The 21447-nt window shown below is 67.7% G+C and carries 20 protein-coding genes; 14 read left to right on the top strand and 6 right to left on the bottom strand.

Annotated features, from left to right (window positions below; genetic code table 11):
- Positions 1-132 precede the first annotated feature (132 nt).
- Positions 133-777, top strand: coding sequence for an NAD(P)H-binding protein (locus tag ACTJJ4_RS15215; protein ID WP_440944099.1), 645 nt, complete (start codon positions 133-135; stop codon positions 775-777).
- Between the two features lie 23 nt (positions 778-800).
- Here ACTJJ4_RS15215 and ACTJJ4_RS15210 read toward each other — a convergent pair whose 3' ends face one another.
- Positions 801-2090: a DUF445 domain-containing protein gene (locus ACTJJ4_RS15210; protein WP_440944098.1), complete on the bottom strand. Its 1290-nt coding sequence runs from the start codon at positions 2088-2090 to the stop codon at positions 801-803.
- A 34-nt stretch (positions 2091-2124) separates the two neighbouring features.
- Here ACTJJ4_RS15210 and ACTJJ4_RS15205 point away from each other — a divergent pair, with 34 nt between their 5' ends.
- From ACTJJ4_RS15205 to ACTJJ4_RS15185, 5 genes are all read left to right on the top strand, one after another.
- A complete protein-coding gene (locus ACTJJ4_RS15205; RefSeq protein WP_285636413.1) occupies positions 2125-2397 on the top strand; it encodes a metal-sensitive transcriptional regulator in 273 nt (90 codons plus the stop codon).
- A 135-nt stretch (positions 2398-2532) separates the two neighbouring features.
- A complete protein-coding gene (locus tag ACTJJ4_RS15200; protein WP_440944097.1) occupies positions 2533-3690 on the top strand; it encodes an ABC transporter ATP-binding protein in 1158 nt (385 codons plus the stop codon).
- On the top strand, positions 3687-4862 hold the full coding sequence (locus ACTJJ4_RS15195; RefSeq protein WP_440944096.1) for a polyamine ABC transporter substrate-binding protein: 1176 nt from the start codon (positions 3687-3689) through the stop codon (positions 4860-4862). The genes ACTJJ4_RS15200 and ACTJJ4_RS15195 overlap by 4 nt, the downstream gene beginning before the upstream one ends.
- Positions 4855-5745 (top strand): ABC transporter permease, encoded by an 891-nt coding sequence (locus ACTJJ4_RS15190; RefSeq protein ID WP_440944095.1) that lies wholly within the window; start codon positions 4855-4857, stop codon positions 5743-5745. The genes ACTJJ4_RS15195 and ACTJJ4_RS15190 overlap by 8 nt, the downstream gene beginning before the upstream one ends.
- A complete protein-coding gene (locus tag ACTJJ4_RS15185) occupies positions 5742-6569 on the top strand; it encodes an ABC transporter permease (RefSeq protein ID WP_440944094.1) in 828 nt (275 codons plus the stop codon). The genes ACTJJ4_RS15190 and ACTJJ4_RS15185 overlap by 4 nt, the downstream gene beginning before the upstream one ends.
- A gap of 125 nt (positions 6570-6694) precedes the next feature.
- Here ACTJJ4_RS15185 and ACTJJ4_RS15180 read toward each other — a convergent pair whose 3' ends face one another.
- Together ACTJJ4_RS15180 and ACTJJ4_RS15175 are read right to left on the bottom strand one after the other, a co-directional pair.
- On the bottom strand, positions 6695-7855 hold the full coding sequence (locus tag ACTJJ4_RS15180; protein ID WP_440944093.1) for an acyl-CoA dehydrogenase family protein: 1161 nt from the start codon (positions 7853-7855) through the stop codon (positions 6695-6697).
- Positions 7856-7892: 37 nt separating this feature from the next.
- Positions 7893-9062, bottom strand: coding sequence for an MFS transporter (locus tag ACTJJ4_RS15175; RefSeq protein ID WP_440944092.1), 1170 nt, complete (start codon positions 9060-9062; stop codon positions 7893-7895).
- Between the two features lie 412 nt (positions 9063-9474).
- On the opposite strand from ACTJJ4_RS15175, the gene nrdH reads away from it, so the two are divergent.
- From nrdH to nrdF, 4 genes are read left to right on the top strand one after another with little or no spacing between them, the layout of a single operon-like run.
- A complete protein-coding gene (nrdH, locus tag ACTJJ4_RS15170) occupies positions 9475-9708 on the top strand; it encodes a glutaredoxin-like protein NrdH (RefSeq protein WP_292701083.1) in 234 nt (77 codons plus the stop codon).
- A 12-nt stretch (positions 9709-9720) separates the two neighbouring features.
- Positions 9721-10170, top strand: coding sequence for a class Ib ribonucleoside-diphosphate reductase assembly flavoprotein NrdI (gene nrdI / locus ACTJJ4_RS15165; RefSeq protein ID WP_440944091.1), 450 nt, complete (start codon positions 9721-9723; stop codon positions 10168-10170).
- On the top strand, positions 10137-12311 hold the full coding sequence (nrdE, locus tag ACTJJ4_RS15160) for a class 1b ribonucleoside-diphosphate reductase subunit alpha (protein WP_440944090.1): 2175 nt from the start codon (positions 10137-10139) through the stop codon (positions 12309-12311). The genes nrdI and nrdE overlap by 34 nt, the downstream gene beginning before the upstream one ends.
- A gap of 43 nt (positions 12312-12354) precedes the next feature.
- On the top strand, positions 12355-13335 hold the full coding sequence (nrdF, locus tag ACTJJ4_RS15155; protein ID WP_285636393.1) for a class 1b ribonucleoside-diphosphate reductase subunit beta: 981 nt from the start codon (positions 12355-12357) through the stop codon (positions 13333-13335).
- A 69-nt stretch (positions 13336-13404) separates the two neighbouring features.
- On the opposite strand, the gene ACTJJ4_RS15150 is transcribed toward nrdF, so the two are convergent.
- Genes ACTJJ4_RS15150 through ACTJJ4_RS15140 form a run of 3 tightly spaced genes read right to left on the bottom strand, consistent with a single transcriptional unit; the run spans position 13405 to position 17280 of the window.
- Complete coding sequence (locus ACTJJ4_RS15150) at positions 13405-14928, bottom strand: PucR family transcriptional regulator (protein WP_440944089.1); 1524 nt, start codon at positions 14926-14928, stop codon at positions 13405-13407.
- A complete protein-coding gene (locus ACTJJ4_RS15145) occupies positions 14925-16007 on the bottom strand; it encodes a DUF917 domain-containing protein (protein WP_440944088.1) in 1083 nt (360 codons plus the stop codon). Before ACTJJ4_RS15145 ends, ACTJJ4_RS15150 begins: the two co-directional genes overlap by 4 nt.
- Positions 15991-17280 (bottom strand): hypothetical protein, encoded by a 1290-nt coding sequence (locus ACTJJ4_RS15140; RefSeq protein WP_440944087.1) that lies wholly within the window; start codon positions 17278-17280, stop codon positions 15991-15993. Before ACTJJ4_RS15140 ends, ACTJJ4_RS15145 begins: the two co-directional genes overlap by 17 nt.
- 216 nt (positions 17281-17496) lie before the next feature.
- Between ACTJJ4_RS15140 and ACTJJ4_RS15135 the strand changes: the two genes are divergently transcribed.
- Genes ACTJJ4_RS15135 through ACTJJ4_RS15120 form a run of 4 tightly spaced genes read left to right on the top strand, consistent with a single transcriptional unit; the run spans position 17497 to position 21395 of the window.
- Positions 17497-17817 carry a putative quinol monooxygenase gene (locus ACTJJ4_RS15135; protein WP_440944086.1) on the top strand — a complete coding sequence of 107 codons (321 nt, stop codon included), beginning with the start codon at positions 17497-17499 and terminating at the stop codon, positions 17815-17817.
- 35 nt (positions 17818-17852) lie between these two features.
- Positions 17853-18884, top strand: coding sequence for a sugar ABC transporter substrate-binding protein (locus ACTJJ4_RS15130; RefSeq protein ID WP_440944085.1), 1032 nt, complete (start codon positions 17853-17855; stop codon positions 18882-18884).
- Between the two features lie 4 nt (positions 18885-18888).
- Positions 18889-20415 (top strand): sugar ABC transporter ATP-binding protein, encoded by a 1527-nt coding sequence (locus tag ACTJJ4_RS15125; RefSeq protein WP_440944084.1) that lies wholly within the window; start codon positions 18889-18891, stop codon positions 20413-20415.
- Positions 20412-21395 carry an ABC transporter permease gene (locus tag ACTJJ4_RS15120; RefSeq protein WP_440944083.1) on the top strand — a complete coding sequence of 328 codons (984 nt, stop codon included), beginning with the start codon at positions 20412-20414 and terminating at the stop codon, positions 21393-21395. The genes ACTJJ4_RS15125 and ACTJJ4_RS15120 overlap by 4 nt, the downstream gene beginning before the upstream one ends.
- Positions 21396-21447 lie beyond the last annotated feature (52 nt).

Below are 21447 nucleotides of genomic sequence, written 5' to 3'. Positions count from 1 at the left end.
CAGGAGGGCTTCTGCTCCAGCAGAAGGGTTCTGCTCCAGCACGAGACGGACGTCATGAGGGCTGTCTCGTGCTGGGGAGAAGCTCTTCGGGGCTCCGGCGCCGTACCGGCTCCGCGCGAGTAGCGTGGAGGCATGGCTCGGATCATCGTGTTCGGCGGCCACGGCAAGGTCGCACTGCTGCTCGCTCCGGTGCTCGTCGCTCGCGGCGACGAGGTCACCGCCGTCATCCGCGATCCCGCGCAGGCCGATGACGTGCGTGCCGCGGGAGCCGTGCCCGCGGTGTTCGACATGGAGCGCGAGGACCGGGCGGCGTTCGCTGCCCTGATCGCCGGGCACGACGCCGTCGTCTGGTCGGCCGGCGCGGGCGGCGGGGACCCGGCGCGGACGCACGCCGTCGACTTCGAGGCCGCCGTGCGGTCTATGGACGCGGCGAGGGACGCCGGCGTGGGCCGCTACGTGATGGTGTCCTACTTCGGATCCTCGCCCGAGCATGGCATCCCCGCAGCCGATCCGTTCCACGCCTACGCCGAGGCGAAGGCGGCCGCCGACGAGTACCTGCGGGCGACCAGCCTGGACTGGACCGTGCTGGCGCCCAGCCGTCTGACGCTCGGCGAGCCCACCGGCCGGATCGACGCGACCGCCGATGTCTCGGGCGAGGTGTCGCGTGCGGACGTCGCTCTCGTGGTCGCGGAGACGTTGCAGCAGCCCGCGACCATCCGCCGGACCATCCGGTTCAACGACGGCGACCGGCCGATCGCCGAGGCCCTGGCGGGCTGAGGCCCCGGCTCCCGCCGACAGCGTCAGCCCAGGCCCGGCGGAACCGGGATCGCGGCGTGCGCGACGGCGAAGATCGCGAGTCCCGCGAGCGCCCCCACCACCGTGCCGTTGAGCCGGATGTACTGCAGATCGCGCCCGACCATCAGCTCGATCTTCTCGGTGGTCTCCGCGGCATCCCACTTCTCGACGGTGTCGGTGATGATCGACGCGATGTCGTGCCGATAGCGGTCGACCAGGAACACCGCGGCGTCGGTGACCCAGCCGTCGACGCGGGCCTGCAGGGCAGGCTCAGTGGCCAGGCGCCGACCGATCTCGGCGACGGCGGATGCCGCACGGCGGCGCAGCCCGCTCTCCGGATCGGCGAGGGCGGTGAGCAGGCCGTTCTTGGCGGTGTCCCAGGCCTGCGCCGCGAGTGCGATCACCCGCGGGCTGTCGAACACCGCGGCCTTGGCGCCCTCGAAGCGGTCGCGCATGGCGGGGTCGTGCTGCAGGCGGTCGGCCAGGCGGGCCAGGTAGCCGTCGAGCGCCTGACGGGCCGGATGCTGCGGGTCGGCCTGCACGGCCTCGACGAAGCGGACGGCCTCGTGGTAGACGGTCTCGTCGACGAAGCGGTGCGCGAGCTTCGGGACCCAGCCCGGGAGCCGCCGGGAGACGAGGCCCTGGAAGGTGTGGGCATTGGCGTGCAACCAGGTCGAGATGCTGTCCACGGCCAGGTCCACCGCACCGCGGTGCGCATCCGCCTCGACGATGCGCTCCAGCCAGCCGCCCGCGGACGGCGCCCAGTCCGGCTCGATCAGGTGCTCGCGCGCGAGATCGGCGATGAGGCCCTGCACGTCGTCGTCGCTCAGGGCGCGCAGCACGGCGGATGCCGCGGTCGAGCCCTCTGCGGCGATCCGCTCCGCGTGGGCGGGATCCTGCAGCCATTCGCCGAGGCGCTTCGACAGCGCGGTGCGGGAGAGCTTGTCGCGCACGATCTCGCCGGAGAGGAAGTTGGTCTCGACGAACTCGCCCAGCGAGCGGCCGATCTCGTCCTTGCGGTTCGGGATGATCGCGGTGTGCGGGATGGGCAGTCCCAGCGGGTGCCGGAACAGCGCGGTGACGGCGAACCAGTCCGCGAGCGCGCCGACCATGCCGCCCTCGGCGGCCGCGCGCACGTAGGCCAGCCACGGATACCGGTGCTCCAGGGCGAACGCGATCACGAAGACCACGGCCATGAAGATCAGTGCGCCCAGGGCCACCGCCTTCATCCGGCGCAGGCCCCGCAGCCGCTCCTGATCGGCGGGGGACAGCAGCGCCATCGGGGTTCGCGACATGCCGTCATCCTTTCATGACGGCTACGCTCTCAGTGTGATCGACGACATCAAGAAGCGCGCACTGCACCGCACCAGCATCCTCGAGGGTCAGCTGCGCGGCATCGCGCGGATGATCGAGAACGAGGACTACTGCATGGACATCATCACGCAGTCGCGTGCCGTGCAGCGCTCACTGGAATCCCTCAACCGCCTGCTGCTCGAGAACCACCTGCGCACGCACGTGACGCACATGTTCGAGCAGGGCGGCGACGAGCGCGAGCAGGCCGTCGGCGAGCTGCTGAAGGCCTTCGACTTCGACCGCAAGTAGCGCAAATTCCGTTGCCGCAGAATGTCTTGGCAACGGATATCGTCGCGATTCTGCTTCTTTTCTTCGCTTTTCGCTGTACCTCGACGCGGGACTGTGGTTGACTGACGGCTGTTCGAATCTCATCGTGGAGGTTTCATGGCCGATATCGCAGTGGCGGCGACCGCACCCGACGCAGGCACCGCGTCCGGTGGCGTGGAGATCGCCGGCGTCACCAAGCACTACGGCGAGTCGACCGCCGTCGATGACCTGTCCCTGAGCATCCGGCCCGGGGAGTTCCTCTCCCTGCTCGGTCCGTCCGGGTGCGGCAAGACGACGACGCTGCGCATGATCGCCGGCTTCGAGCACCCGGACAGCGGCGACATCCGCATCTCGGGGCGCAGCGTGCTGGGCCTGCCGCCCTACAGGCGCGAGGTCAACACCGTCTTCCAGGCCTATGCGCTGTTCCCGCACATGACGGTCGCCGAGAACGTGGCGTACGGGCTGCAGCAGCGCGGTGTTCCCAAGGCGGAGCAGCGCGAGCGCGTCGCCGAGGCGCTGGACATGGTGCAGCTGCGCCGCTTCGCCGATCGCAGGCCCACCATGCTCTCGGGCGGGCAGCAGCAGCGCATCGCCCTGTCGCGAGCGCTCATCAACCGGCCCAGCGTGCTGCTCCTGGACGAGCCGCTCGCGGCGCTCGACCGGCAACTGCGCGAGGAGATGCAGGTCGAGCTGAAGCTCCTGCAGTCCCGGCTCGGGACGACCTTCGTCTTCGTCACGCACGATCAGGGCGAGGCGCTGTCGATGAGCGATCGCATCGCCGTGATGCGGGCAGGGCGCATCGAGCAGCTCGACGCGCCCGATGCGATCTATGCGGCACCCGCCTCCGCCTACGTCGCCTCCTTCATCGGGCAGCAGAACTTCATCCGGGGCGTCGCCGCCGACGGCGACGCGATCGAGACACCCCTCGGCGTGATCGAAGGGCACTGGGGCGCCGGCCGCGTGGAGCGCGGCGCGGAGGCCGTCGCGGCCATCCGTCCGGAGTTCATCAGACTCGACGCCGCGGGGGCGACCGGTGCCGGGGCCGACGGCCGCGTGCTGAGCGTGTCGTATCTGGGCGAGACCCTGCAGGTCGTGGTCGGAGTCGCGGACGGGCAGACCCTGCTGGTGCGCACCCCCGCGCCGAACGCGCCGCGGGTCGCGGTCGATGACGACGTGCGCTGCACCTGGGCGACCTCGGATGCCCGGCTGTTCGCGGCCGACGGCGCGCCGACGTCCGCGACGCACGTGATCGCGCTGCCCAAGGCCGTCCGATGACGTCCGAACCGGTCCGGGTGCTCGCGCACCGCGGTGCGGCGGGCATCCTGCGCAGCGAGCTGACCCGACGGGGGTTCCTCGCCACGGCCCTCGCGGCCGGCGGAGCCGTGCTGTTCACCGCGTGCGCGCCCGGCCAGGCCGGCACCGCGGCCCAGGCGAACGGCGGCCCCCTCGAGGACCGGCTGTCGATCTACACCTGGAGCGACTACGACGATCCCGAACTGCTGTCGGCGTTCACCAAGAAGAAGGGCCCGAAGATCGTCGTCGACGCGTTCAACTCCAATGAGGAGCTGATCGCCAAGCTGGTGGCCGCACGCGGGACCTCCGGGTACGACATCGTCGTCCCCAGCGGACTGTTCGTGATGCCGATGGCCGAGAACGGCCTGCTCGAGAAGCTGAACCTCGACCTGATCCCGAACTTCGCCACGATGAACCCGAACTTCATCCACCGCTCCTTCGACCCCGACAACGCGTACTCGATCTGCAAGGCATGGGGCACGACCGGCTTCGTGTACGACAAGCGCGTCATCAACCGCGAGCTCACCACGTGGGCCGACTTCATCGATGCCGCGCAGAACGAGGCATCCGGCAAGACATCCGTCCTCGACGACCCGGCGCCGCTGTGCGGCATCTACCACTGGTCGCACGGCATCGACTGGAACACCACCAGGAAGAAGGACCTCGACGCCTGCGAGAAGTTCCTGGTCGAGGAGCTCGCGCCGCACATCTCGATTTTCGACTCCGCGCCGGGCGGTCAGGTCATCCCGCAGGCGACGGCGGCGCTCGTGCAGTCCTACAGCGGCGACGCCAGGGTCGGCATGGCCGAGTCGGACGACCCCGAGCGGTGGCAGTGGGTGCTCGGCGCACCGGCCACGGAGCTGTGGATGGACAACTGGGCGATCGCCAAGGGCGCCCCGCACCCCGAGGCGGCGCACGCGTTCATCGACTACATCATCGCTCCCGACATCCAGGTCGCCCAGGTCGACTACATCGGCTACGACACTGGCGTGCAGGGCACGCAGCAGAAGGCCGAGGAGGCCGAGCTCGATCGCCTCGACATGGTGTACTTCAGCGACGAGCAGGTCAAGACGATGCACGAGCAGAAGTTCACCAGCGCTCAGGAGCGCATCGTGGAGATCTGGAACAAGGTGAAGGTGGCCGCAGGTGCGTAAGGTCAGGATGCCGTTCGCGCTGGCGCTGCCGGCATGGGTGTGGCTCGCCGTGTTCTTCGTCGTGCCGATCGGAGTCGTCGTCTGGTACAGCTTCGGCTACAAGCCGAGCATCTTCTCGACGAACTCCAACGACCGGCTCTCCTTCGACCGCTACGTCGAAGCGCTCTCGCCGACCTTCTTCAACACGTTTCAGAACACCTTCTGGGTCGGCGTCATCGGCACCCTGCTGTGCCTGATCATCGGGGCGCCGGTGGCGTACTGGATCGCCGTGAAGGCGGCGCCCTCGAAGCGCGGGATGCTGCTGGCACTGGTGATGGTGCCGTTCTGGACGAACTTCCTGGTGCGCACGATCGGCTGGCAGGTGATCCTCGCCCCCGAGGGGTGGCTGTCCGGCGCGCTGCAGTTCATCGGCGTCATCCCCGGTCCGCTCGACATCCTCAATTCCCGGGGAGCCGTGCTGCTGGGCGTCGTCTACAACTACCTGCCGCTGATGATCCTGCCGCTGTACGTCGCCTTCGACCGTGTCAGCGGTCCTCTGCGCGAAGCCAGCAAGGATCTCGGGGCGAACAGCCTGGTCACGTTCCTGCGCGTCACGGTGCCGATCGCGCAGCCGGGCATCATCGCGGGCGTCCTGCTGGTGTACATCCCGCTGATGGGCGATTACATCACGGCCACGGTGCTGGGCGGTGCGAAGGGCAACATGGTCGGCCAGATGGTCGCCAGTCAGTTCCAGACCGCACAGAACTGGGCGCTCGGATCGGCGATGGCCGTGCTGCTCATCATCACCATCGCCGTCTCGATCGGCGTCGCCGCCCTGCTGCTGTGGCTGGTCACGATGCCGTTGAGACGGCGCTACGCCCTGAAGTTGGGAGATGCATCATGAGCCGCTGGCTTCTTCCGGTGTGGTCGACGCTGGTCTTCGTCTTCCTGTTCCTGCCGATCATCGTGATCATCGTGTACTCGTTCAACGTCGGGCGACTGCTCGTCTCGTGGGATCACTTCGGGTTCGACTCCTTCGCCGCGATCGTCACCAAGCCGGCGATCAGGGATGCCGTGCTGGTGTCGGTGCGCACGGGGCTGCTCGCCGCCGTCATCGCCACGGTGCTCGGCACGCTCGCCGGCATCGCGATGGCCCGGAACCCCGGCAAGTGGGTGGTGTGGTTCCTGGGCATGCTGCTGCTGATCTCGGTGACACCCGAGATCGTGGACGCCGTCGCACTGCTGCCGTGGATGGTGTTCCTCGGCCAGGACGCCGGGATCGGGATCTTCAACGACGGCACCGTGCGACTGATCATCGGGCAGTCGCTGTTCTCCATCGCCATCGTGTCGTACATCGTGCGGGCGCGACTGGTCGGACTGGATGCCAGTCTGGAGGAGGCATCCGCCGACCTCTACGCCCCGCCGTTCCGCACCTTCGGGAAGGTCACGCTGCCGCTGGCCATGCCGGCGGTGCTGGCCGGCTTCCTGCTCTCGTTCACGCTCGGACTGGACAACACGATCGTCTCCGCGTTCGTGCAGGTGTCGGGCACGACGCCGTGGCCGGTGTACGTGCTCAGCGCCCTGCGCAGCGGTCTGCGACCCGAGATCGCCGCGGTCTCCACCATCATGCTCGTGCTGACGCTGGCGTCGCTGGCGCTCGTGGCGCTCGTACTCAAGCGGGCGGGCGATTCGGCCACCGACATCGCCCGCACGATGGCGGGCGGCTGAGCGGCCGAACGGCGGCATCACCCGACACAGGAGGATTGCTGGATGCCGGAGAATTCCGCTCGGAATCCTCCTGGTCTCGGCAATCCTCCTGCTCTCGGATGCTCAGGGTCAGCGGATCGAAGGTCTCAGCCCTCCAGTGGTCCGAGCCAGGCAGTTGCGGCAGTGGCATGCGCGGACTCCGGGTCGGAAGGGTGGAACTGCCCGGCGAGCACGTCGCGATACAGACGCGAGAGCTCATTGGAGGAGAAGTAGGAACCGCCGCCGGCCACGAGCATCGCCTCATCGGCGACCTGCTTGGCCATGACGACCGCGCGATGCTTCACACCCGAGAGCAGGGTGAACCAGCGCGGGCCGTGATCGGCGAGCTCGTCGACGTCGCGGGCCAGGGCGGAGATCTGGGGCGGCAGTGCGTCGTACGCAAGTCCCATGCCCGCGACCCGCCAGCGGATGTCCGGGTCCTGGCTGTACGTCGTGCCCGACTTCTTCGAGCGGCGCTTCTGCGCGGTCTCGACAGCCAGGTCGAGGGCGCGCCGGGCGATGCCGGTGTATACCGAGGCGAGCAGGATCTCGAACACGCTGAAGATGCCGAACACGATCGGGTCGGGATTCGGCCCAGGATCGATCCGGCGCACCACGTGCTCGGGTGCGGCGATCGCGCCGTTCAGGCGGGTCGTGCGGCTCTGCGTTCCGCGCATGCCGAGCGTGTCCCAGTCGTCGCCCGTGACCACGGCATCCGTGCGGTCGATGAACGCGAAGACGAGCTTCGGAGCATCCGCGCTGGTCGTGTCCAGGCCATGTAGGCCCAGCTTCGTCCAGACCGGCGCCAGCGAGGTGAAGATCTTGGTGCCCGTGAAGGCGTAGCCGCCGTCGGGCTGGGGCGCGGCATCCGTGTCGCTGCCGAACAGCACGAGGTCGTTGCCGCCCTCGCTGATCCCGAAGGCGAAGACCTCGCCGGCGACGGCGCCGCGCTGGACGAACTCGAGCCCGGTCACGCCGCGGTCGCTGAACACCTTCGCGACGCCGGTCCACACCAGGTGCATGTTGACGGCGAGCGCCGTGGCGGGGGATGCGGTGGCCAGGCGCTGCTGCAGCAGGGCCGCCTGCTCGAGTCCCAGGCCCGCGCCGCCCAGTTCGGCGGGCACGAGGATCGAGAGATATCCGGCTTCCCTCAGCTCGTCGAGGTCCTGCTGCGGGAACGTGTTCTCGCGGTCGTGCACGGCGGCGCGCTCGCGGATGCGCTCCAGCAGGTCGTCGGAGAGGAGGGCTGCGGCGTCGAAGGTGCTCACGCGCCCAGCCTATGCCGCGCCGGTCGGGCGCGGACGGTCAGGGGCGGACGGTCGGGATGGAGAGCGTCTCGGTGTCGGGGTAGGGGCTGGGATCGCGGTGCCGCAGGTCGGGGAAGGCGCGGATGAAGACCACCGAGACGATCAGTCCGGCCAGGGCGAACAGTGCCGCGGCGAGGTACGCACCCGTGGGTCCACCGGCGTCGATGAGGATGCCCGCGACCGCGGAGCCCGCCGCGGCGCCGATCAGCTGCCCGGTGCCCGCCCAGCCGAACGCCTCGGCGGTCTCGCTGAACTTCACGCTCGCGGTGGTGATCGCGAACAGCACGGCGAGGGCCGGGGCGATGCCGATGCCCGCGAGCAGCAGCGTGCCGCCGATCCAGAACACGTTGAGCGTGACCATCGTCAGGCCCAGCCCGATCGTGACGATCAGCAGCCGCCGCGCCATGGCCCACGGGCCGATGGGGATGTGTCCGAACGCCAGGCCGCCGGCCAGGCTGCCGACCGAGAACACCGCCAGCACGAGCCCAGCCTCCAGTCCGCCGTGCCCGAAGGTGGCGACGACGCCCACCTCGACCGCGGAGCATGCTCCGATCAGGAGGAAGCCGATGACGGTCGCCAGCAGCACCGGCGGCTTGAGGACGACGCGTCCGAACGCGCGCCGGCTGCGCGGGATGCGCACGCGCCCGACCTCGGGGGAGAGGATGAACCAGGTGCCGCCGCCGGCGAGGATGATCGCGACCAGCAGCAGGCCCTGCACGGTGCCGACCTGGGTGGAGACGATCGTGATCAGCACGGGTGCGACGATCCAGATGATCTCCTGCAGCGAGGCGTCCAGCGAGAACAGCGGCGTGAGCTGGCCGGCGTTGACGAGCTTGGGGTAGATGGTGCGCACCGCCGACTGCACGGGAGGGGTGGAGAGCCCGGCGAGCATCGCGAACGCCATGTAGCCGGCGATGCTCAGCGGCAGCAGGGCCAGGCAGAGCACGGCGGCGACGCAGACGGACAGGGTCAGGGTGAGCACGCGGCGCATGCCCCAGGCGCCCATCCAGCGGCTCGTGACCGGGCCCGCGATGGCCTGGCCGACGGATGCCGCGGCGAGCACGAGGCCTGCGGCGCCGTAGGAGCCGGACTGCTGCTCGACGTGCATCAGGATCGCCAGGCTCGTCATGCCGTTGGGGAAGCGCGCCACCAGCTGCGCCGCGATCATGCGGCCGACTCCCGGCGTGCGAAAAAGGTCCCGATATCCCGCCACCAGAGAACCCTATCCGGGGCGCGCGGCGGCGCGCGAGGTGTCGGATGCCGCGACACGCCGCGACACGCCGAAGAGCGTTCTCCACAGGAAATCGGATGTCGGTGGCGCGGCGTAGCGTGCGGCCTGTGGATGGATCCGGCGACCGGTCCCGGAAGCCGCGAGAACACGCGGTTCGCGGGCTGTTCCGAGGGGTTCCCGGCTGTGGAAGAAACCGTGGAGAAGCTGTGTTGAACATGGGGAGAGCGGTGGAAAACTACACGGATGTAACTACTATCCCTAGTGGTCGGTCGCAATGTCCGTCCCTATATGTAGTATTGAAGTCCCGGTGGGGGGTCTGCCGGAGAACAGCTGAGATTGAGGGGAATTCATGTCGATCACGGTCTACACCAAGCCTTCCTGCGTGCAGTGCAACGCGACCTATCGCGCGCTCGACGCGAAGGGCATCGAGTACGAGATCCACGACCTCTCCGAGGACGCCGCGGCGCTCGAGCAGGTCAAGGCGCTCGGCTACATGCAGGCACCGGTCGTCGTCACCGACGAGGACCACTGGTCGGGCTTCCGTCCCGACAAGATCGACGAGCTCGCCGCCCGTCTGGCGTGAGTGTGGCCGGCCATGAGCGCAGTCGCGACCGCAGCGCCGCTCCTGGTCTACTTCTCGAGCGTCTCGGGTAACACCGCCCGCTTCATCGAGAAGCTCGGGCTTCCTGCCCGCCGCATCCCTCTGCACCGAAACGACGAGCAGATCGTCGTCGATGAGCCGTACGTGCTCGTCACCCCCACCTACGGGGGCGGTCAGGGGCGCGGCGAGGAGAAGGGCGCCGTTCCCAAGCAGGTGATCCGGTTCCTCAACGATGAGCACAACCGCAGCCTGATCCGCGGAGTGATCTCCGCGGGGAACACCAACTTCGGCGAGGCGTTCTGCCTCGCCGGGGAGATCGTGAGCCGCAAGTGTCATGTGCCGCACTTGTACCGGCTGGAGGTATTCGGCACGCCGGATGATGTCGATCGCGTGAGCGACGGATTGGAACGATGGTGGACAGCGCACTCGAAGAGCAGTCAGTGACGGAGCAGGTGGAGTTCAAGGTCAACCCCGCATACGAGGGGCTCGACTATCACGCGCTGAACGCGATGCTGAACCTGTACGACGCGAACGGCAAGATCCAGTTCGACGCCGACAAGCGCGCCGCGCGGGAGTACTTCCTGCAGCACGTGAACCAGAACACCGTGTTCTTCCACTCGCTCAAGGAGCGCCTGGACTACCTGGTGGAGAAGGAGTACTACGAGGGCGCGGTCATCGACCAGTACTCGTTCGAGTTCATCCAGAAGCTCAATGACTTCGCGTACTCGAAGAAGTTCCGCTTCGAGACGTTCCTCGGGGCGTTCAAGTACTACACCAGCTACACGCTGAAGACCTTCGACGGCAAGCGCTACCTGGAGCGCTTCGAGGACCGCGTCGTGATGACCGCCCTCGCGCTCGCCGAGGGCGACGAGCAGGTCGCGATCGACCTGGTCGACGAGATCATCTCCGGCCGCTTCCAGCCGGCCACCCCCACGTTCCTCAACGCCGGCAAGGCGCAGCGCGGCGAGCTCGTCAGCTGCTTCCTGCTGCGCATCGAGGACAACATGGAGTCGATCGCCCGTGGCATCAACTCCTCGCTGCAGCTGTCCAAGCGCGGCGGCGGCGTGGCGCTGCTGCTGTCGAACATCCGCGAGTCGGGCGCCCCGATCAAGCAGATCGAGAACCAGTCCTCCGGCATCATCCCGGTCATGAAGCTCCTCGAAGACAGCTTCAGCTACGCCAACCAGCTCGGTGCGCGTCAGGGCGCCGGCGCGGTGTACCTCTCGGCGCACCACCCGGACATCATGCGGTTCCTCGACACCAAGCGCGAGAACGCCGACGAGAAGATCCGCATCAAGACGCTGTCGCTGGGCGTGGTCGTCCCCGACATCACCTTCGAGCTCGCCAAGAAGGGCGAGGACATGTACCTGTTCTCGCCGTACGACGTCGAGAAGGTCTACGGCGTGCCCTTCGGCGACATCTCGGTCACCGAGAAGTACTACGAGATGGTCGACGACGCGCGCATCAAGAAGACCAAGATCAACGCGCGCGAGTTCTTCCAGACCATCGCCGAGATCCAGTTCGAGTCGGGCTACCCGTACATCATGTTCGAGGACACGGTGAACAAGGCGAACCCGATCAAGGGCCGCATCAACATGTCCAACCTGTGCAGCGAGATCCTGCAGGTGAACACCCCGACCACGTACAGCACCGACCTGTCGTACGACCAGATCGGCAAGGACATCTCCTGCAACCTCGGTTCGATGAACATCGCGCTGGCGATGGACGCCGATGACCTGGGCAAGACCGTGGAGACCGCCATCCGCGCTCTCACCGCGGTGAGCACGCAGAGCCACATCAGCTCGGTGCGCTCGATCGAGGACGGCAACGACCGGTCGCACGCGATCGGCCTGGGCCAGATGAACCTGCACGGCTACCTGGCGCGCGAGCACGTGTTCTACGGGTCGGAAGAGGGCATCGACTTCACGAACATCTACTTCTACACGGTGCTGTTCCACGCGCTCCGCGCATCGAACCGCCTGGCGATCGAGCGCGGCGAGGCCTTCGACGGCTTCGCGGACTCGACGTACGCGTCGGGAGCGTTCTTCGACAAGTACATCGAGCGCGCCTGGCAGCCCGAGACCGAGAAGGTCAAGGAGCTGTTCGCGGGCAAGTTCGTCCCGACCCAGCAGGACTGGGTGGAGCTGCGCGACAGCATCCAGGAGCACGGCATCTACAACCAGAACCTGCAGGCGGTGCCGCCGACCGGCTCGATCTCCTACATCAACAACTCGACCTCGTCGATCCACCCGATCGCCTCGAAGATCGAGATCCGCAAGGAGGGCAAGCTCGGTCGCGTGTACTACCCGGCGCCGTTCATGACGAACGACAACCTGGAGTACTACCAGGACGCGTACGAGATCGGTTACGAGAAGGTCATCGACACGTACGCCGCCGCCACCCAGCACGTGGACCAGGGCCTGTCGCTGACGCTGTTCTTCAAGGACACCGCCACCACGCGCGACATCAACAAGGCGCAGATCTACGCATGGCGCAAGGGCATCAAGACGATCTACTACATCCGCCTGCGTCAGATGGCCCTCGAGGGGACCGACATGACCGAGTGCGTCAGCTGCATGCTGTGATCGCTCTCTGATCAGAATTTCTCCGAGAACAGGACTACAGGAAATGACTCCCTCTCCGAAGCTTCAGCTGGTCAGCCACGTCGATGCGATCAACTGGAACCGCATCGAGGACGACAAGGACCTCGAGGTCTGGAACCGTCTCACCGGCAACTTCTGGCTGCCCGAGAAGGTGCCGCTGTCGAACGACGTGCAGTCGTGGAACACGCTCACCGCCGACGAGCAGCTGCTCACGATGCGCGTGTTCACCGGCCTCACCCTGCTCGACACGATCCAGGGCACGGTCGGCGCGGTCTCGCTGATCCCCGACGCGATCACTCCGCACGAGGAGGCTGTGTACACCAACATCGCCTTCATGGAGTCGGTGCACGCCAAGAGCTACTCCTCGATCTTCTCGACGCTCGCGTCGACGAAGGAGATCGATGAGGCCTTCCGCTGGTCGACCGAGAACCAGAACCTGCAGAAGAAGGCGCAGATCATCATGGAGTACTACCGTGGTGACGACCCGCTCAAGCGCAAGGTGGCCTCCACGCTGCTGGAGTCGTTCCTGTTCTACTCGGGCTTCTACCTGCCGATCTACTGGTCGTCCAAGGCGAAGCTGACGAACACGGCCGACCTGATCCGCCTGATCATCCGCGACGAGGCCGTGCACGGCTACTACATCGGCTACAAGTACCAGCGCGGCCTCGAGACCGAGACGCCGGAGCGCCGCGACGAGCTGAAGGACTACACCTTCTCGCTGCTGTACGAGCTCTACGACAACGAGGTGCAGTACACGCAGGACCTCTACGACGGCGTCGGACTGACCGAGGACGTCAAGAAGTTCCTGCACTACAACGCCAACAAGGCCCTGATGAACCTGGGCTACGAGGCGATGTTCCCCTCCACCGTCACCAACGTGAACCCGGCGATCCTGTCGGCCCTGTCGCCGAACGCCGACGAGAACCACGACTTCTTCTCGGGGTCGGGCTCGTCGTACGTGATCGGCAAGGCCGAGGCCACCGAGGACGACGACTGGGACTTCTGAGTCGGATCTCGAATGACGGGAGGGTGGATGCTGCACAGCATCCGCCCTCCCGTCATTCATACGGGGCTCTCAGCTGTTCCCGGGCGGGAAGGCGGTGTCCGTCCGGCGAACGGCCTCGAAGAGGAGATGCACCGGGAGCACGTTCTCAGGCTCGGTGAGGTCGACACCGAGCTCTGCGGCGCGCTGAAGTCTTGCCTGCACGGTATTGCGGTGCAGGCCGAGCCTTGCGGCAGCGGTCGATATCGATCCGTTCGCCGACAGATAGCCGAGCACCGACTCGATGAGTCTGCTCGCCGACGGGTCGGCGAGCAGACGCGGGAACAGTGCCTCCAGGAGCTGCTCGGCGAGATCCGCAGGTACGAGCCGCCCCAGCAGATGCAGCGGGGCGCGGTCGAAGTCCACGAATGCCTCGGAGGCGGGCATGTCAGGCATCGCCGCGCGGGGTACTGCCAGGCGGGCCGCCAGCCAAGCCTCCCGGACGGCGCGCCTGGCCTCATCCGCGGCGCGATGGATGCGTGAGGAGCCCGCGGTGATCGGTGCCCCCGCCGCACGCGCGAGTCCGCTCCTCACCAAGTCCAGAGCTCTGGTCCGCTGCTTCGAATCCTCGACGGGCAGGAAGCCGATCCAGCCGCCGTCGAAGCGCGCGAGCGGCGCCTCAGGGAATGCCATGAACCAGAGCTGATGCACGAGAGCGCCCAGGCGATCAGGCTCCTCAGCGAGAAGACACACGGCAATGTAGGAACCGGCGAGGGGGAGGTGCGGCCATTGCTCCTGGTCTCGCGCGGCCGGATCGGCGAACGCGGCGACCGGAGCGAATCCCGTGAGCGCGGTGATCGAGATCGCCGGGAGCGACGAGCGCGTCGCGTTCAGGCGCTGCGCGAGCAGTGACGCTCTGAGCGAAGGCGCGGCACCGGCGAGCAGCTGCTCGCCGAAGACGGAGGCGCTGGCGGGAACGCTGGCGAGGAGGAGATCCGGCTGATCGCCCCCGTCATCGCTCCGGGACGCAAGTTCAGCCTTCACGATCGATCGGCGCTGCGGCCCGCTGCCGACCTTCTTCGGCTCAGACGACGCGAATGTGCGGGTTCCGGACGACTCGATCCACACTTCGGCGCCGCCGAGCTCATCCGAGAGCAGATCGACCGCCTGTGCGGGCCCCGAGACTTCCGCCAGCCGGGTGACGACGGCGCTCACGCGCACCATCGTCTCCGCGCGCGCCGCACCGATCCGGATCGCCGCGTCGATCGCAAGCCGGGTCATGTCCCGGCGCGTGGTGAGCAGCGAGACCTCCAGTCTCTTCGCGAGCTCGATGACGGAGGCTGTGAACGGCTGTTCGGGAACGATGAGCGCGCACGCGCGTCGCTCCCAGGCATGGCGCAGCGCTGCCGAGATCATCCAGCCTCCCCGCGCTGCGCCTCGCGCGAGGAGCACGACGGTGTCGGGGCCCACCGAACCGATGTCCTCGAAGTCGGAGACGAAGGCCAGATCCCGCACGGGACTGCGATCTGAGACGAGGTGCAGCACCGAGAGTCCGGAGAGTTCTCGCGCATCGATGAGATCGCGCAGCTCGACGGCCCCGGCAGCCGATCCGTTCATAGCGAACTCCTTCCGCGGTCAGGGAGCAGCGAGTGCAGAGTCTCCGGTGCTGCCAGACGACGCCCCTCAGGCGTGTACCACTGTTCGGCGGCAGGCAGGACGACGAGATCGAGGGTGTTGCCGACCCAGAGGTCGTCGAGACTGGCGACGCGACCGTCATCGGGGTGCAGCATCGTGATGATGTCGGGAATCACTGCTTCCGGAGTGCCATCGATCATGAGCAGAAGCAGCTCGTTCTGGATCTCCAGTTGGACGAACCGGCCTTGCGCCTCCTCGATGAGCACGATGCTCGACGGGTGGTCGGGCTCACCCGCGGGTGCAGGCCGTGAGAGTCCAGCGACGTCGGCGACTCGGGCGCGAATGATCCGGCGAACTCCCTCGCTTCGGCGCAGTTGCTCGTGCTTCTCATGGGCTGGTGCATCGGATTCCAGGATGCTTCCGATGCGCACCATTCGGGAGACGCTCCCGAGCACTCCCGTTCGCGCGAGATCCGCGGCGGTCATCGGATAGAGCGCGGTGGCCGACCATCCGCCGAACTCCTCGGCGAGCGCACGGACGAGCCGCTCCGCTCTCCGTGGCTCGTTCACACGCAGAAAAGCGGACTCTCCGACCGGGCCCGTCGCGGCCAAGGGGCCGGCCGGCAGGCCGGCGAGGGTGAACACCGACTGGTACAGCAGCGGGAACACGCGGCCCATCGGGTCGGCGTCGACGACGGGGCGGTCGAGCTGCATCCCGGTCAGAAGCGGCACCATCGAATTCACGTTGGCTGCGGCGAGAGGGAAGAGCCCCTCGATGCGAGTCCCCAGCTCGCGCTCGAGCAGCTCCACGCTGCTGACGAACTCATCGCCGGCGGGTCGAAGCTCTGAGAGCGGGAGTCCGTTGTTGACGAAGCCGACGGCCGCGACGAGCGCATCGGCGTCGAAGTCCTCGACTCCGAGCAGCTCGGGGCCGCCGTCACCACTGGTCATCCGGGTCAGGATCCGATCCAGCTGCTCGTCGCACCATTCCGGGTCGGCCGCGCAGGCGAGGAAGAGCGCGCCGGTGCGCAGGTGCCTGACATCCTCAGCGCTGAGCCGCACGGTGCTCCCTTCGATCGTCGAGCAGGGCGCCCACGGGAGCTCCGGCGACACCGTGGACGCGCACGGAGACGACTCTGGCGTGCTCGTAGGTCGTCGCCACGAGCTGCGACTCGAGGATGCGCACCGAGGAGGGCAGCGCTCCGAACGCCGCGAGCCTCGCCCGGACGCGTGCCTCGGCCGTCTGCAGCTCGTGCGCCATCTCCGTGGCGTTCACGGCACCGACGGTCCCGAGTGCCCAATCGGAGAGGGGGGCGCAGGCGGCTCCCAGTGCCCGCAGGTCGTCCTCGGTCTCCACGGCTCCACCGCCGTCGAGCCAGCCGGGCAACGGCGCCTCGGCGACGCGCACGAGCCGAGGGGGCGGAGTCCGTCCATGGATCAGGATCTCGGTCGCCGGCACCAGGTGCGCGGCCTGAGTCGACAGGCGGGCGCCCTCCCGGCGGAGCCTCGGGATTACCGCCGGAGCTCCGGCGCGCAGCGTCCCGAGGACGAGCCCGTCCCGGGTGGCAAGCAGGAGATCGCCGTCGTCGAGCCGGCAGAGCGCCGCAGCGCCGAGGAACTCGATCGGAGCGGCGGAGAAGGCCGAGTGGACGGGCTCGGCCGGAAGCCTGCTGAGCGGCACACGACCTCCGTCGTTCCTCGTGACAGAGAGGCGGGCGTCGGGGAGCCTGCGGCCCGCGACGAGCGCCAGTGCGGTCGCGAGCGCGTCGGCGTCGGGAACGAGCGCGCTGTTGACTATGGCGGTGTGCTCCCGGGTCGCGAATGAGTTTCCATCGAAGGCGTGTGAGAACGCCACGCTCAGTGGGCCGCCGCGCTCGAGCAGGACCTCGCCGGCGGCGAGTTCGTGCGCGGGGTTCACGAGCGCGCCGACGCTCGTGATCACGACGCGGGCTCCGGCGGGGATCGCGGCGGCGGCAGCTCGGAACCCTTCGCGGTCGAACGGGGCGAGCTCTTCGCCGAGCGTCGTGTGCCCGCCGCGCACGTGAAGGATCGGCGTCTCGCCGGATCGTGGTTCGTCCGCGAACGCGACGGGCGGCCTCGGCGCGATGCGTACGACCGCGAGCGGTGCCGCCTCCGAGTGGTTCAGGACGCCGCTCACGTCGAACGCGACCGATGAGACCGACTGCTCGGATCGTGCGATCCGCTCGAGCAGCAGGTCGACGGACCGCTCGATCCGGCCGCCGGTGACCGGGGACGCGAGTGTCGTGTACGTCCCGTCGGCGCGCATCAGTGCGGCGACGACGTGCCGCTCATGTACTGCGACTCCGACCCGCATGCGTCCCCTCCCTTCGACTTCCGTTCTGAGCACAGGCGGGAGTGACCACGCATCCTGTCGTTTCATTCTTTTGCATTCCGCAACGTATACGCAATATGCAACTTGCACAGGTCGACTCGACGCGTGGCGGATAGTTTCAAGGGCAGCCCCACGAATACCGAAGTTCACGAACGTGGCGCCGCCCCCGAAGCTCGAGACGATGGAGTACGAGACCCGATGATCCGCTCAGTCCTGACCCTGCACACATCGCCCGCGCAGGCGGATGCCGTGCTGGAGCTCTACCGCCGCGAGGAGATCCTGCAGGAGTCGCTCGACCTGACCCGCGCGCTCAGCTCGGAGATCGCGACAGCGATCGACGGGTCTGGCGAGATCATCGTGACCGCCGAATGGCCCGACGAAGCCGCATACCAGGAGTGGCTCGACCACCCTAACCGAGGGCGCACCGGCCCTGAGCTCTCGGCGCTGCTCGCCGACGCCCGGATCGGCGTCGGACGACTGTTCAAGGTCGACCACAGAGTCTCCCGCACCGAGATCTGAATCCCACCCGAAGCCCCTCACGAAAGAAGAATGCAATGACGCACCTCCCACGGATCATCGCCGGCGCAGGCGCCCTCGCGCTCGGCATCTCCCTCACCGCCTGCAGCGCCACCGGAGGCGCAAGCGGCGGCACAGACGACTTCTCTGTCGTCTTCCTGGCCTCGTCATCCCAGAACGGGTACAACCAGGCCGTCTACGAGGGCGTGAAGAAGAAGGCCAAGGAGCTCGAGAAGAAGCTCGGCATCAAGATCACGACCAAGATCCAGGACGGCCAGTTCGATGCCAACACGCAGCTATCCCAGCTGCAGAACGCCGGAACGACCGGCCAGGCGAGCGGCGTCATCGTCGTCCCGCAGGACGGGCCGGGCCTCGCTGCGGCCTTCCCACTCGGCAACGACATCCCCGTGGTCTCGGTGCTGAACCCCATCGGCCCCGACATCGACAAGATGGAGCCGCAGACCGAGGGGGTCGTGTCGACCGTGGCGTCACCCCCATCGGCCGGCGCTGAGCGCCAGGCGAAGACGGTCGTCGAGTACTGCAAGGACATCGACCCCTGCAAGATCGGGCTTCTGGCCGGGCTGCTGAACTCGCCGCTCGACGTCGCGCGCATCAAGGCGTGGAAGGACGTCCTCGGCGCCCATGACAACATCAAGATCGTCGGCACCGTCGAGGGGGCCTACGACCGGGACAAGTCGCTCACGGCGGTGTCGAACCTGCTGCAGGCGAACAAGGACATCAACGGGATCCTGAGCAACGCGGACCAGCAGACCATGGGCGCGCAGATCGCTCTCGAGAACGCCGGCATCGATCCGTCGTCGATCTTCCTCACCGGCGGAGGCGGGACGATCGAGGCAGTGAAGGCCGTGCGCGAGGGCAAGTGGACGAACGACTACCTCAACTACCCCGTGAGCATGGGTGAGGCCGCCCTCGAGCAGCTCGTCAACAAGCTGCGCGGAGAGAAGGTGCAGGCTGTCGTGGACGCCGACACCCTCCGCGATCTCGCGCCTGTGTCGACCAAGGCCGACCTCGACGCGACGCCCGACTTCACCGGCGAGTGGAACGGCTGAACCGATGCAGGATTCTGCTGTCGGCCCGGTTCTGGTCGAACTCCGCGGAGTCGAGAAGCGGTTCGGCGCGACCCAGGCGCTCGACGACGTCTCGCTCGACGTCCGCGGTGGGGAGATCCACGCGTTCGTCGGCGAGAACGGCGCCGGGAAGTCGACGCTCGGCAAGGTGATCGCCGGCATCTACGCGGCTGACCGAGGAGACGTCCTCGTCGACGGCGCCCCGGTCGACCGGTGGAATCCGGGAATCGCGCAACGGCGGGGGATCGTGATGATCGCGCAGGAGCTGGCACTGGTCCCGGACCTCACGGTCGGCCAGAACGTCTTCCTCGGCGCGGAGGAGCACCGATTCGGAATCGAGCGGCGCAACATCGCGGAGCGCTTCGCGGCACTCGACGCGCAGGTGGGGTTCGACCTCGACCCGGGGGAGAAGGTGCGCGATCTGCGGATCGCCGACCAGCAGAAGGTCGAGATCCTGCGGGCACTCGCCAGAGAAGCCCGGGTCATCGTCATGGACGAGCCGACGTCGTCGCTCACCGCGCACGAGATGGCGCAGCTCGAGCAGCTGATGCGGACGCTCCGCGATCGGGGCTGCTGCGTGATCTATGTCTCGCACTTCCTCGATTCAGTTCTCGGGGTCGCCGATCGCATCACCGTGATGCGGGACGGCCGGAGAATCGAGACCGTCGATGCGGCCGCGGTGTCCAAGCACGATCTCGTCACCTTGATGCTCGGCCGCGAGATGGATCAGGCGTACCCGGATCGCCCCCCGCTCCCCGAAGGGGAAGAACCGCTTCTCTCGGTGCGGGAACTCCACACAGGGACCGGGGTCGACGGAATGAGCTTCGACGTGCGCCCCGGTGAGATCGTCGGGCTGCTCGGCCTCGTGGGCAGTGGTCGCACCGAGTGCCTCCGCGCCGTGTTCGGCCTCGACGAGGTGACCTCCGGCGAGGTCCGGTACGACGGGCGCGACTGGGTCGGACGGACGCCGAAGCACTCGATCGACGCCGGTCTCGTGCTCGTCTCGGAGGACCGGCACAAGGACGGCCTTGTCCTGCAGCGATCAGTGCGCGAGAACATCGGTCTCTCGAGTCTCCCCGCCCGTGCGCGCGGCGGGATCGTCGACCTCGGTGCGGAGAAGCACATCGCGCGGGAACTTGCGGAATCACTCGAGATCCGGCCGCCCGACATCGAGCTGCCGGTCGGATGGTTCTCGGGAGGCAATCAGCAGAAGGCGCTCCTCGGGAAGGCGCTCGCCGCGGGCCCGAAGCTGATCATCCTCGACGAACCGACGCGCGGCGTCGACGTCGGAGCGAAGCGGACCATCTACGAGCTCATCGTCCGTCTCGCCGCGCAGGGCATCGGCGTGCTGCTGATCTCGTCCGAGCACGAGGAGATCATGGAGCTCGCCCATCGCGCCTACCTCGTCTCGGACGGCCAGACCTTCGGGGAGATCATCCCCGAGCAGACCACCGTGGAGGACGTGCTGTTCCGGCTCTTCCACGTGACCATCGGAGAGGAGCCGGCAGCGTGACCGAAGCCGCAAACACCACCGTTACGCGAACGCGCGCCAGCAAGAAGCTGTCGGCGAAGGAGCTCATCATCGAGTACGCGGTCCTGCTGCTGCTCGCGGCTGTGCTCGTCGCGCTCGCGATCCTGTCGCCGTCGTTCTTCACGTTCGGCAACATCGTCAACATCCTGAATCAGAACGCCCCGCTCGTGATCATCGCCGCGGCCGGGACCTTCGTGATCATCTCGGGGAACTTCGACCTGTCGACCGGCGCGATCTACAGCGTGGCCGGCGTGGTCGCCGCGTGGCTCGCGGTGAGCACGGGCAGCGTCGCACTCGCGCTGGGCGCGGCGCCTGTCATCGGGATCGTGCTCGGTGCATTCAACGGCACGGTCATCACCCGACTCCGGGTGCACTCGTTCCTCGCGACGCTCGCATCCTCGATGATCTTCACGACTGTCGCGGTGCTCATCACCGGAGGCAGCCTGATCACCGTGACGACGCCCGGTTTCACGGTGCTGGGGCGGAACCGCATCGGCGGCGTCTTCATCGCGGTGTTCGTGATGATCGTCGCGGTGGCGATCCTGTGGTTCGTGCTGTCGCGGACCCTGTTCGGTCGTCGGGTCTACGCGGTCGGCGGCAACGCGGAGGCGGCCGAGCTCTCCGGCATCCACGTGGACCGCACGCGGATCCTGGTCTTCGTGATCAGCGGACTCGCGGCCGGCACGGCCGCGGCGATCGGCGTCTCGCGCATCGCATCCGGCCAGCCGCTCGCCGGTGCCGGGCTCGAACTGAGCGCCATCGCGGCCGTGATCCTCGGTGGCACGAGCATTTACGGCGGCATCGGAGCGGTCTGGCGATCGGTGGCCGGCGTGTTCCTCATCGCCCTGATCGGCAACGGCTTCGATCTGCTGAACCTCAATCCCCAGCTCAAGGACATGGTGACCGGCTTCATCATCCTGGCGGCGGTCGGCCTCGCCGCGGCCGGCCGAGGGAAGCGCTAGTAGCGGCCGTCGCGCACCACCCGCAGCATTCGCGATCAAGCACCCGGCAGCG

It is taken from the genome of Microbacterium sp. 22195 (genome assembly GCF_052056515.1).
GTDB lineage: Bacteria > Actinomycetota > Actinomycetes > Actinomycetales > Microbacteriaceae > Microbacterium.
This window is presented reverse-complemented; position numbering and strand designations above follow the sequence as displayed.

What these genes read in the sequence shown, in the direction of transcription:
- ACTJJ4_RS15215 (WP_440944099.1), top strand. Translation starts at nt 133, where the DNA reads ATGGCTCGGATCATCGTGTTCGGCGGCCACGGCAAGGTCGCACTGCTG.
- ACTJJ4_RS15195 (WP_440944096.1), top strand. Translation starts at nt 3,687, where the DNA reads ATGACGTCCGAACCGGTCCGGGTGCTCGCGCACCGCGGTGCGGCGGGC.
- ACTJJ4_RS15125 (WP_440944084.1), top strand. Translation starts at nt 18,889, where the DNA reads ATGCAGGATTCTGCTGTCGGCCCGGTTCTGGTCGAACTCCGCGGAGTC.
- ACTJJ4_RS15135 (WP_440944086.1), top strand. Translation starts at nt 17,497, where the DNA reads ATGATCCGCTCAGTCCTGACCCTGCACACATCGCCCGCGCAGGCGGAT.
- nrdH (WP_292701083.1), top strand. Translation starts at nt 9,475, where the DNA reads ATGTCGATCACGGTCTACACCAAGCCTTCCTGCGTGCAGTGCAACGCG.
- nrdI (WP_440944091.1), top strand. Translation starts at nt 9,721, where the DNA reads ATGAGCGCAGTCGCGACCGCAGCGCCGCTCCTGGTCTACTTCTCGAGC.
- ACTJJ4_RS15210 (WP_440944098.1), bottom strand. Translation starts at nt 2,090, where the DNA reads ATGTCGCGAACCCCGATGGCGCTGCTGTCCCCCGCCGATCAGGAGCGG.
- ACTJJ4_RS15175 (WP_440944092.1), bottom strand. Translation starts at nt 9,062, where the DNA reads ATGATCGCGGCGCAGCTGGTGGCGCGCTTCCCCAACGGCATGACGAGC.
- ACTJJ4_RS15140 (WP_440944087.1), bottom strand. Translation starts at nt 17,280, where the DNA reads ATGCGGGTCGGAGTCGCAGTACATGAGCGGCACGTCGTCGCCGCACTG.
- nrdF (WP_285636393.1), top strand. Translation starts at nt 12,355, where the DNA reads ATGACTCCCTCTCCGAAGCTTCAGCTGGTCAGCCACGTCGATGCGATC.
- ACTJJ4_RS15150 (WP_440944089.1), bottom strand. Translation starts at nt 14,928, where the DNA reads ATGAACGGATCGGCTGCCGGGGCCGTCGAGCTGCGCGATCTCATCGAT.
- nrdE (WP_440944090.1), top strand. Translation starts at nt 10,137, where the DNA reads ATGGTGGACAGCGCACTCGAAGAGCAGTCAGTGACGGAGCAGGTGGAG.
- ACTJJ4_RS15200 (WP_440944097.1), top strand. Translation starts at nt 2,533, where the DNA reads ATGGCCGATATCGCAGTGGCGGCGACCGCACCCGACGCAGGCACCGCG.
- ACTJJ4_RS15185 (WP_440944094.1), top strand. Translation starts at nt 5,742, where the DNA reads ATGAGCCGCTGGCTTCTTCCGGTGTGGTCGACGCTGGTCTTCGTCTTC.
- ACTJJ4_RS15130 (WP_440944085.1), top strand. Translation starts at nt 17,853, where the DNA reads ATGACGCACCTCCCACGGATCATCGCCGGCGCAGGCGCCCTCGCGCTC.